This is a genomic window from Streptomyces sp. NPDC048172, assembly GCF_043202595.1.
Classification (GTDB): Bacteria; Actinomycetota; Actinomycetes; order Streptomycetales; family Streptomycetaceae; genus Streptomyces.
This window is the reverse complement of sequence record NZ_JBIDAT010000001.1, coordinates 1,848,703-1,858,335: the sequence shown is the minus strand read 5'-3', so window position 1 is coordinate 1,858,335 and position 9,633 is coordinate 1,848,703. Positions and strand designations below refer to the sequence as shown.

The window sequence follows — 9,633 nt, the reverse complement described above, 5'->3', positions numbered from 1 at the left end:
AACCTCAACCCACCACAAGAGTGGGTCGGGGTATCAACATATCTGGCGTTGACTTTTGGCACGCTGTTGAGTTCTCAAGGAACGGACGCTTCCTTCGGATTCCCTTCCGGGTTTCCTCCGGGCGCTTCCCTTCGGTGTTTCCAACCTTACCAGAATCTTTTCTCTGCTCTTTCCGAGCGGATTTCGGATTTCCGGCCTACGTTCCCCCTCGGACGCAAGCGCGTCCCGGGTTCCCGTTGCGGTGGAGATGTAAACGTACTGGAGCGGGGCGCCCGGAGGCAAATCGAGGCGCCCCGCTGTCCGTTCGCTCAGACCTCGACGACCACGGGGAGGATCATCGGGCGACGGCGGTAGGTGTCGGAGACCCACTTGCCCACCGTGCGGCGGACCAGCTGCTGCAGCTGGTGGGCCTCGGCGATGCCGTCCTGCGCGGACTTGGCCAGTGCCTCGTCGATCTTCGGCATGACGGCGGTGAACGCCTCGTCGTCGATGCCGGAGCCCCGGGACTGGATGTGGGGGCCGCCGACGATCTTGCCGGTGGTGCTGTCGACCACGACGAAGATCGAGATGATCCCCTCGTCGCCGAGGATGCGGCGGTCCTTGAGGGAGGACTCGGTGACGTCGCCGACCGAGAGGCCGTCCACGTAGACGTATCCGGCCTGGACCTTGCCCGTGATCTTGGCCTTGCCCTCGACCAGGTCGACCACGACGCCGTCCTCGGCGATGACGACGTTCTCGTGCGGGACGCCCGTCTTGGCGCCGAGCTCGGCGTTGGCGCGCAGGTGGCGCCATTCGCCGTGGACCGGCATCAGGTTGCGGGGCTGGCAGATGTTGTAGAAGTACAGCAGCTCGCCCGCCGAGGCGTGGCCGGAGACGTGCACCTTGGCGTTGCCCTTGTGGACGACGTTGGCGCCCCAGCGGGTCAGGCCGTTGATGACGCGGTAGACCGCGTTCTCGTTCCCCGGGATCAGGGACGACGCGAGGATCACCGTGTCGCCCTGGACGATCCGGATCTGGTGGTCCCTGTTGGCCATCCGGGAGAGGGCCGCCATCGGCTCGCCCTGGGAGCCCGTGCAGACCAGCACGATCTCGTCGTCCGGGAGGTCGTCCAGGGTCTTGACGTCGACCACTAGGCCCGCCGGGACCTTGAGGTAGCCGAGGTCCCTGGCGATGCCCATGTTGCGGACCATCGAGCGTCCGACGAAGGCGACGCGGCGGCCGTGCTCGTGCGCGGCGTCCAGGATCTGCTGGATGCGGTGCACATGGCTGGCGAAGCTCGCCACGATGATGCGCTTCTGGGCGCTGGAGAAGACCTGGCGCAGAACGTTGGAGATCTCGCGCTCCGGCGGGACGAAGCCCGGGACCTCGGCGTTCGTCGAGTCGCTCAGCAGGAGGTCGATGCCCTCCTCGCCGAGGCGCGCGAAGGCGCGCAGGTCGGTGAGGCGGCCGTCCAGCGGGAGCTGGTCCATCTTGAAGTCGCCCGTGTGCACCGCCATGCCCGCGGGGGTGCGGATGGCGACGGCGAGGGCGTCGGGGATGGAGTGGTTGACCGAGACGAATTCGCAGTCGAAGGGGCCGATGCGTTCGCTGTGGCCCTCCTCGACCTCCAGCGTGTACGGCCGGATGCGGTGCTCCTGGAGCTTGGCCTCGATCAGGGCGAGGGTCAGCTTGGAGCCGATGAGCGGGATGTCCGGCTTCTCGCGGAGGAGGTAGGGGACGCCGCCGATGTGGTCCTCGTGCCCGTGCGTCAGGACGATGCCGTCGATGTCGTCGAGGCGGTCCCGGAGCACGGTGAAGTCGGGCAGGATCAGGTCGATGCCGGGCTGCTCCTCCTCGGGGAAGAGGACGCCGCAGTCGACGATCAGCAGTCTGCCGTCGTACTCGAAGACGGTCATGTTGCGGCCGATCTCGCCGAGACCGCCCAGCGGGGTGACGCGGAGGCCACCCTCGGGGAGCGGCGGCGGAGGGCCGAGCTCGGGATGCGGATGACTCAAAAGACTCTCCTTCACCACGCGCGCCACGCACCCACATGGGCACGTGGCGCGCGATATTCATGATGCGTACGTCAGGCGTACGTTCGTGCGTGTTGTGTGTGGTCGTGCACTTGCCGGTTCATCCGGCGATATGCAGTTGTGAAGTCTGTGATCTACAGGTGTACCCCGCCGTGCGCGAGATCGTGCTTGAGCTGCTCCGTTTCCTCCGGAGAGAGCTCTACCAGCGGAAGCCGGAGCGGGCCTGCCGGGAGCCCCTGGAGGGCGAGGGCCGCCTTCGTGGTGATGACGCCCTGGGTGCGGAACATGCCGGTGAAGACCGGCAGCAGCTTCTGGTGGATCTCGGTCGCCTTCGCGACGTCGCCCGTCAGGTGCGACTCCAGCAGGGAGCGCAGCTCGGGGGCGACGAGGTGGCCGACCACCGACACGTAACCGACCGCGCCGACCGAGAGCAGCGGCAGGTTGAGCATGTCGTCACCGCTGTACCAGGCGAGGCCGCTGGTGGCGATGGCCCAGCTGGCGCGGCCGAGGTCGCCCTTGGCGTCCTTGTTGGCCACGATGCGCGGGTGCTCGGCGAGGCGGACGATCGTCTCGGTGTTGATCGGGACGCCGCTGCGGCCCGGGATGTCGTAGAGCATCACGGGCAGGTCTGTGGCGTCGGCGATGGCGGTGAAGTGCCGGAAGAGGCCTTCCTGCGGGGGCTTGCTGTAGTACGGCGTGACGGCGAGGAGGCCGTGCGCGCCCGCGTCCGCGGCGGCGCGCGCCAGCTCCAGGCTGTGCGCCGTGTCGTTGGTGCCGGCTCCGGCGACGATGTGCGCCCGGTCGCCTACGGCCTCCACGACCGCCCGTACGAGCTGGGCTTTCTCCGCATCGCTGGTGGTCGGGGACTCTCCGGTGGTGCCGTTGACGACAAGGCCGTCGTTACCGGCGTCCACCAGATGGGCGGCGAGCTGCTGCGCGCCGTCGAGGTCGAGAGCGCCGTCCGCAGTGAACGGCGTGACCATCGCGGTCAGGACCCGCCCGAAGGGCGTCTGCGGTGTGGAGGTCGGAGCCATGGGGTCCACGCTACTCGCAGCGCCCCCCGCGACGCTCCCTCGGGGCGGGAAGGTGCCTGTCCGGGGCCGGATTCGGGGACGCCGTACGGCCCGGGGCTGCGGGCCAGAGGCCCCGGCACTGCCTGCTCGGGGGTTCAGACAGTGCCGGGACCGTTCATTCAGCCTAGATGAAGTTCTTGAAACGGTGCAATACGGACATTCGCCGGGGAGTCGTCCGTCCGGAGCCACTCGGAGGGGTGCCGGATGATCGCTGGGTGGCCCTGATGTCCGCTCTTAGCCCCACAAATTGGACTCCGGGGGGAGATACGGCACCCCGGTGTCATTCGTCGCGGAGCCAATTGATATTTTTCACATGGGATCGCCGAGATCGGGCACTCTCCCGTCACTTCGGGCGTTCCCCCTACTAACGACCCAGAACGATCACCCAGATCACGCAGATCACCCCGAACGCCCTTCACAGCGCTACACAGGAGAGTCAGTCATGTTCCGCCGCGGAGAGACAGTTCCGTTCACCTTCATAGCCGAGGCCGAACGGTTCCGCAGTAATGTCGCCCCGCCGCCCAAGCCCCGACGGAGCTTCGGCGAGACGGCGGGGAGTGCCCTCGTGGGGCTGACGATCGTCGCGGGGCTCGTGGGTTCCCTGCTCATCGGCGTGCCCGCGCTCGACCCGGGCTCCCCGGACGACGGGCGCGGTCCCTCGGCCACCGCCGAGCACGGCCGCTGACGGAGCCGTCCGGACGCTGACACGCCCCGCGGGCCGCCCGGGACTGGCCCGGCCCCAGGCGTCCCGATAATCTCCTCGCTCACAGACTCTGTTACGAGCGAGGAAGACCCGTGCCCCTGCCCTTTCTGACGGCCGACCGCGAGCCGGGCGCTCCGGCGGCAGCGGCGGCCCCGCTGCCGCACCCCGAGAGCGACCACTGGCGACGCCCCTACCGGCCCGGCCCCTGGCGGGTCGGCGGAGGGGCGTTGCTGCTGCTGCTCGCCTCGTACCTGCTCTTCTCCGCGATGATCATCGGGCTGGCCGGGGCGCTGCCGAGTGCGGGCGTCGTCGCGGGCGTGGGGCTCCTGGTGATCGCCTTCGCGCTGCGGCTGCTGCGCGCCGGGGTCTGGGTGAGCCCGCACGGCCTGCGGCACGCGGGCCTGTTCCGGACGACGACGCTGCCCTGGAGCGAGGTCGGCGCCGTGCGCACCACGCAGAGCCCCGTGAAGTGGCTGGGGCTGCCCCGTACGGTGCAGGGCGAGGCCCTGACGCTCGCCAGGGGCCGGGGTGAGGCTCAGGAGAGCGCGCCGCGCGTGCTCTTGACGGACCACAACGCGGACTTCCTCTCGCGCCGCGAGGCCTTCGACCGCGCGGCCGACGTCATCGAGGCCTGGGCGGCGGACTCGCGTCCGTAGCGCCTGCCGTACGCCCGTCAGCCCCCGGCGTACGCCCGTCGTGCAGGGCGATCGCGTGCTGCATGGCCTTGCGGGCGCGCGGAGTGTCGCGGGCGTCGTGGTAGGCGACGGCGAGCCGGAACCAGACCCGCCAGTCCCCCGGCTCCGCCTCGGCCTCCCGCTGCCGCCGGGCGAAGACCTCGTCCGCCGAGTCGCGGTCGATACGGCCCGAGGGCGTCCGCCTCAGCTCGTCCACGGGCAGTCCGCCCTCGGCCTCCAGCTCCCGGGCCAGGCGTCCCGCGCCGCGCGCGAAGCGCGTCGTGTGCCAGAGGAACCACAGCCCGATGAACGGCAGGACGAGCACCGCGGCGCCGAACGCGACGGTGACCACCGTGCCCTGCTTGATGAGCAGCACGCCCCGGCTGCCGACCATGACGAAGTAGACGACCAGGACGGCCGCCAGGGCGAAATAGGTGATCTTTGCGCGCACGCGGTGCTCAGTCCCTCGGTTCCTCGTTCCTCGTCAGTCCAGGTCGAGGAAGTGTTCGAGCCCGAAGGTGAGCCCCGGCGTCGCGGGCACCTTGCGCACGCCCAGCAGCACGCCCGGCATGAACGACGAGCGGTGCAGCGAGTCGTGCCGGAGGGTGAAGGTCTCCCCCTCGTCCCCGAACAGCACCTCCTGGTGGGCGACCAGCCCCCGCAGCCGTACGGCGTGCACCGGCACCCCGTCGACGTCGGCGCCGCGCGCGCCCTCCAGCGCCGTGCTGGTCCCGTCGGGCTGCGCGGGCAGCTCGGCGTCCCGCCGGGCCTCGGCGATGAGCTGTGCCGTCCGTACGGCCGTGCCGCTGGGCGCGTCGGCCTTGTTCGGGTGGTGCAGCTCGACGACCTCGACGGACTCGAAGAAGCGCGCAGCCTTCTGGGCGAACTGCATGGTCAGGACCGCGCCGATGCCGAAGTTCGGGGCGATCAGCACGCCCGTGCCCGGCGCGGCGTCGAGCCAGCCGCGCAGCCGCGACAGCCGCTCCTCGGTCCAGCCGGTGGTGCCGACGACCGCGTGGATGCCGTTGCCGGCGCAGAACTCCAGGTTGCCCATGACCGAGTCCGGGTGGGTGAGGTCGACGGCGACCTCGGCGCCCGCCTCGGTGAGGGCGTTCCGGGAGTCGTCCCGGCCCAGGGCCGCCACCAGCTCCATGTCCTCGGCCGCCTCGACGGCCCGTACGGCCTCCGAGCCCATCCGGCCCTGGGCGCCGAGGACGGCTACGCGCTGCTTGCTCATCTCTTGCATTCCTTAGGCAGTGACTACGAGGCGGTGACTACGCGACGGCGTCGTCCAGATGGGACGCCTGCTTGTCGGTGAGCGGGCCGATGACGGAGAGCGAGGGGCGGTGCGTGAGCACGTCCCGCGCGACCTCGCGCACATCGTCGGGGGTGACGGCCGAGATCTTCGCCAGCATGTCGTCGACCGACATCTGCTCGCCCCAGCACAGCTCGCTCTTGCCGATGCGGTGCATCAGCGCGCCGGTGTCCTCCAGGCCGAGCACCGTCGAGCCGGAGAGCTGGCCGACGGCGCGCCGTACCTCGTCGTCGGTCAGCCCGTCGCGGGCGACCTGGTCGAGCTCCTGGCGGCAGATCTTGAGCACGTCGGGCACCTGGCTCGGGCGGCAGCCCGCGTACACCCCGAAGAGGCCGCAGTCGGCGAAGCCCGAGGTGTAGGAGTACGTGCTGTAGGCCAGGCCGCGCTTCTCGCGGATCTCCTGGAAGAGGCGCGAGCTCATGCCGCCGCCGAGGGCCGCGCTGAGCACGCCCAGGGTCCAGCGCCGCTCGTCGTTGCGGGAGACGCCCGGCATGCCGAGGACGATGTGCGCCTGTTCGGTGGAGCGGTCCAGCAGCTCGACCTGCCCCGCCGTGCGTACGGTCCGCCGTCCGGTGCGCGGCCCGACCGGTTCGGCGTCCTCCGTACGGGTGAGGGCGCCCGCGCGGTCGAAGGCGGCGCGGACCTGGCGTACGACCTTGGCGTGGTCGACGTTGCCCGCGGCGGCGACGACCAGGTGCGTCGGGTCGTAGTGCTTGCGGTAGAAGCGCGTGATGCGGTCGCGGGTGAGCGCGTTGACGGTGTCCACGGTGCCCAGGACGGGGCGGCCGAGCGGGGAGTCGCCGAGCATCGTCCTGGCGAACAGGTCGTGCACGCAGTCGCCCGGGTCGTCCTCCGTCATCGCGATCTCTTCGAGGATCACGCCCCGCTCCGCGTCGACCTCGGCCGGGTCGATGACCGAGCCGGTGAGCATGTCGCACACCACGTCGATGGCGAGCGGCAGATCGGTGTCGAGGACACGTGCGTAGTAGCAGGTGAACTCCTTCGCGGTGAAGGCGTTCATCTCGCCGCCGACGGCGTCCAGCGCCGCCGAGATGTCCAGGGCGCTGCGCCGCTCGGTGCCCTTGAAGAGCAGGTGCTCCAGATAGTGCGTGGCGCCGTTGAGCGACGGGGTCTCGTCGCGCGAGCCCACGTGCGCCCAGATGCCGAACGTCGCGGAGCGCACCGTCGGCAGGGTCTCCGTGACGACGCGGAGCCCGCCCGGCAGCACGGTCTTCCGGACGGTGCCGGTGCCGTTCTCACCCTTGAGCAGGGTCTGTGTACGGGCCTTGGTACGGGCGACGGCCCGCCCTGCCGTGGTGGCGGGGCGGGCCGTCGAACGGGACGGGGGTGTCACTTGGCGGACTCGTCCTCGCTCTTGTCGGCGTCCTTGGACTCGTCGGAGCCCTCTTCCTCGTCCATGACGGGGATCAGGGAGAGCTTGCCGCGCTGGTCGATCTCGGCGATCTCGACCTGGACCTTCTGGCCGACGCCGAGGACGTCCTCGACGTTCTCCACGCGCTTGCCGCCCGCGAGCTTGCGGATCTGCGAGATGTGCAGCAGACCGTCCTTGCCCGGGAGGAGCGAGACGAAGGCGCCGAAGGTGGTCGTCTTCACGACCGTGCCCAGGTAGCGCTCGCCGACCTCGGGCATCGTCGGGTTCGCGATGCCGTTGATCGTGGTGCGCGCGGCCTCGGCGGCCGGGCCGTCGGCGGCACCGATGTAGATGGTGCCGTCGTCCTCGATGGTGATGTCGGCGCCGGTGTCCTCCTGGATCTGGTTGATCATCTTGCCCTTCGGGCCGATGACCTCACCGATCTTGTCCACCGGGATCTTCACGGTGATGATCCGCGGCGCGTTCGGGGACATCTCGTCCGGAACGTCGATCGCCTCGTTCATCACGTCGAGGATGTGCAGACGCGCGTCGCGGGCCTGCTTCAGCGCGGCGGCCAGCACCGAGGCGGGGATGCCGTCGAGCTTGGTGTCGAGCTGGAGCGCGGTCACGAACTGCTTGGTGCCCGCGACCTTGAAGTCCATGTCGCCGAACGCGTCCTCGGCGCCGAGGATGTCGGTCAGCGTCACGTAGTGCGTCTCGCCCTCGATCTCCTGGGAGATCAGGCCCATGGCGATACCGGCGACCGGGGCCTTCAGCGGCACACCGGCGTTCAGCAGCGACATGGTGGAGGCGCAGACCGAGCCCATCGACGTCGAGCCGTTGGAGCCCAGGGCCTCGGAGACCTGGCGGATCGCGTACGGGAACTCCTCGCGCGTCGGCAGCACCGGCACGAGGGCGCGCTCGGCGAGCGCGCCGTGGCCGATCTCGCGGCGCTTCGGGGAGCCGACGCGGCCGGTCTCACCGGTGGAGTACGGCGGGAAGTTGTAGTTGTGCATGTACCGCTTGCGGGTCACCGGCGAGAGGGTGTCCAGCTGCTGCTCCATCCGGAGCATGTTCAGCGTGGTGACGCCCAGGATCTGGGTCTCGCCGCGCTCGAAGAGCGCCGAGCCGTGCACGCGCGGGATGGCCTCGACCTCGGCGGCGAGCGTACGGATGTCCGTGACGCCGCGGCCGTCGATGCGCTTCTTCTCCTTGATGACGCGCTCGCGGACCAGGGTCTTGGTCAGCGAGCGGTACGCCGCGGAGATCTCCTTCTCGCGGCCCTCGAACTGCGGGAGCAGCTTCTCGGCGGCCAGGCCCTTGACCCGGTCCAGCTCCGACTCGCGCTCCTGCTTGCCCGCGATGGTGAGGGCCTGCGCCAGCTCGTCCTTGACGGCGGCGGTGAGGGCCTCCAGGACGTCGTCCTGGTAGTCCAGGAAGATCGGGAACTCGCCGGTGGGCTTGGCGGCCTTCGCGGCGAGGTCGGCCTGGGCCTTGCACAGCACCTTGATGAAGGGCTTCGCCGCGTCGATACCGGCGGCGACGATCTCCTCGGTCGGCGACTCGGCGCCGCCCTTGACCAGCTCGATGGTCTTGTCGGTGGCCTCGGCCTCGACCATCATGATCGCGACGTCGCCGTCCTCCAGGACACGGCCCGCGATGACCATGTCGAAGACGGCTTCCTCCAGCTCCGAGTGGGTCGGGAAGGCGACCCACTGGCCCTTGATCAGGGCGACACGGGTGCCGCCGATCGGGCCGGAGAAGGGGAGGCCCGCGAGCTGCGTGGAGCAGGAGGCGGCGTTGATCGCGACCACGTCGTAGAGGTGGTCGGGGTTGAGCGCCATGATCGTCTCGACGACCTGGATCTCGTTCCGCAGGCCCTTCTTGAAGGAGGGGCGCAGCGGGCGGTCGATCAGGCGGCAGGTGAGGATCGCGTCCTCGGAGGGCCGGCCCTCACGGCGGAAGAAGGAGCCGGGGATCTTCCCGGCCGAGTACATCCGCTCCTCGACGTCCACGGTCAGCGGGAAGAAGTCCAGCTGGTCCTTGGGGTTCTTGGAAGCGGTGGTGGCCGACAGCACCATGGTGTCGTCGTCCAGGTACGCCACGGCGGAGCCGGCGGCCTGCTTGGCCAGGCGGCCCGTCTCGAAGCGGATGGTGCGGGTGCCGAAGGCGCCGTTGTCGATGACGGCCTCGGCGTAGTGGGTCTCGTTCTCCACCAGGAATATCTCCTCGTCCGTGTCCGCTGCCCGTGTGGCGGCGGACCGTCTCAGGCAGAGCGCTCCCAGTGCGGGCCGGTCTTCGATCGAAGCGCCCGGAACGTTGATGTCCGGGGGCCACTACCGAGGACCGGCTTCGGGCGGGCACGCCCCTGCCTCGTACTGTTGATGTGTTCGTCCTCGCGGGTCAAGCCTACAAAGCCTTGGCGCTCCACGAGAGGTGTCGCAGCTCAGAAGGTGCGACGTTACGTGCGACGGTACGTCGAAG

8 protein-coding genes are annotated in these 9,633 nt (G+C 69.7%); 2 read left to right on the top strand and 6 right to left on the bottom strand.

Annotated features, from left to right (window positions below):
• Positions 1-308: 308 nt before the first annotated feature.
• Together ACGF3A_RS08480 and dapA are read right to left on the bottom strand one after the other, a co-directional pair.
• Positions 309-1,994 (bottom strand): ribonuclease J, encoded by a 1,686-nt coding sequence (locus ACGF3A_RS08480; RefSeq protein WP_393727049.1) that lies wholly within the window; start codon positions 1,992-1,994, stop codon positions 309-311.
• Positions 1,995-2,146: 152 nt separating this feature from the next.
• Positions 2,147-3,046, bottom strand: a complete 900-nt coding sequence (gene dapA, locus ACGF3A_RS08475; protein ID WP_393727047.1) for a 4-hydroxy-tetrahydrodipicolinate synthase — start codon at positions 3,044-3,046, stop codon at positions 2,147-2,149.
• Between the two features lie 481 nt (positions 3,047-3,527).
• Here dapA and ACGF3A_RS08470 point away from each other — a divergent pair, with 481 nt between their 5' ends.
• Both ACGF3A_RS08470 and ACGF3A_RS08465 read left to right on the top strand, forming a co-directional pair.
• Positions 3,528-3,770, top strand: coding sequence for a hypothetical protein (locus ACGF3A_RS08470; RefSeq protein ID WP_393727045.1), 243 nt, complete (start codon positions 3,528-3,530; stop codon positions 3,768-3,770).
• 110 nt (positions 3,771-3,880) lie between these two features.
• Positions 3,881-4,444 carry a PH domain-containing protein gene (locus tag ACGF3A_RS08465; RefSeq protein ID WP_393727043.1) on the top strand — a complete coding sequence of 188 codons (564 nt, stop codon included), beginning with the start codon at positions 3,881-3,883 and terminating at the stop codon, positions 4,442-4,444.
• Here ACGF3A_RS08465 and ACGF3A_RS08460 read toward each other — a convergent pair.
• From ACGF3A_RS08460 to ACGF3A_RS08445, 4 genes are read right to left on the bottom strand one after another with little or no spacing between them, the layout of a single operon-like run.
• Positions 4,410-4,913 carry a hypothetical protein gene (locus ACGF3A_RS08460; RefSeq protein ID WP_393727041.1) on the bottom strand — a complete coding sequence of 168 codons (504 nt, stop codon included), beginning with the start codon at positions 4,911-4,913 and terminating at the stop codon, positions 4,410-4,412. The two genes, ACGF3A_RS08465 and ACGF3A_RS08460, sit on opposite strands and share 35 nt — an antisense overlap.
• Before the next feature lie 33 nt (positions 4,914-4,946).
• A complete protein-coding gene (gene dapB, locus ACGF3A_RS08455; protein WP_393727039.1) occupies positions 4,947-5,699 on the bottom strand; it encodes a 4-hydroxy-tetrahydrodipicolinate reductase in 753 nt (250 codons plus the stop codon).
• Positions 5,700-5,736: 37 nt separating this feature from the next.
• The gene (locus ACGF3A_RS08450) at positions 5,737-7,131 is read right to left on the bottom strand and encodes a M16 family metallopeptidase (RefSeq protein WP_393727038.1); all 1,395 of its coding nucleotides are present in this window, start codon (positions 7,129-7,131) and stop codon (positions 5,737-5,739) included.
• Complete coding sequence (locus ACGF3A_RS08445; RefSeq protein WP_393727036.1) at positions 7,128-9,365, bottom strand: polyribonucleotide nucleotidyltransferase; 2,238 nt, start codon at positions 9,363-9,365, stop codon at positions 7,128-7,130. Before ACGF3A_RS08445 ends, ACGF3A_RS08450 begins: the two co-directional genes overlap by 4 nt.
• Positions 9,366-9,633: the final 268 nt, after the last annotated feature.

What these genes read in the sequence shown, in the direction of transcription:
- ACGF3A_RS08470 (WP_393727045.1), top strand. Translation starts at nt 3,528, where the DNA reads ATGTTCCGCCGCGGAGAGACAGTTCCGTTCACCTTCATAGCCGAGGCC.
- dapB (WP_393727039.1), bottom strand. Translation starts at nt 5,699, where the DNA reads ATGAGCAAGCAGCGCGTAGCCGTCCTCGGCGCCCAGGGCCGGATGGGC.
- dapA (WP_393727047.1), bottom strand. Translation starts at nt 3,046, where the DNA reads ATGGCTCCGACCTCCACACCGCAGACGCCCTTCGGGCGGGTCCTGACC.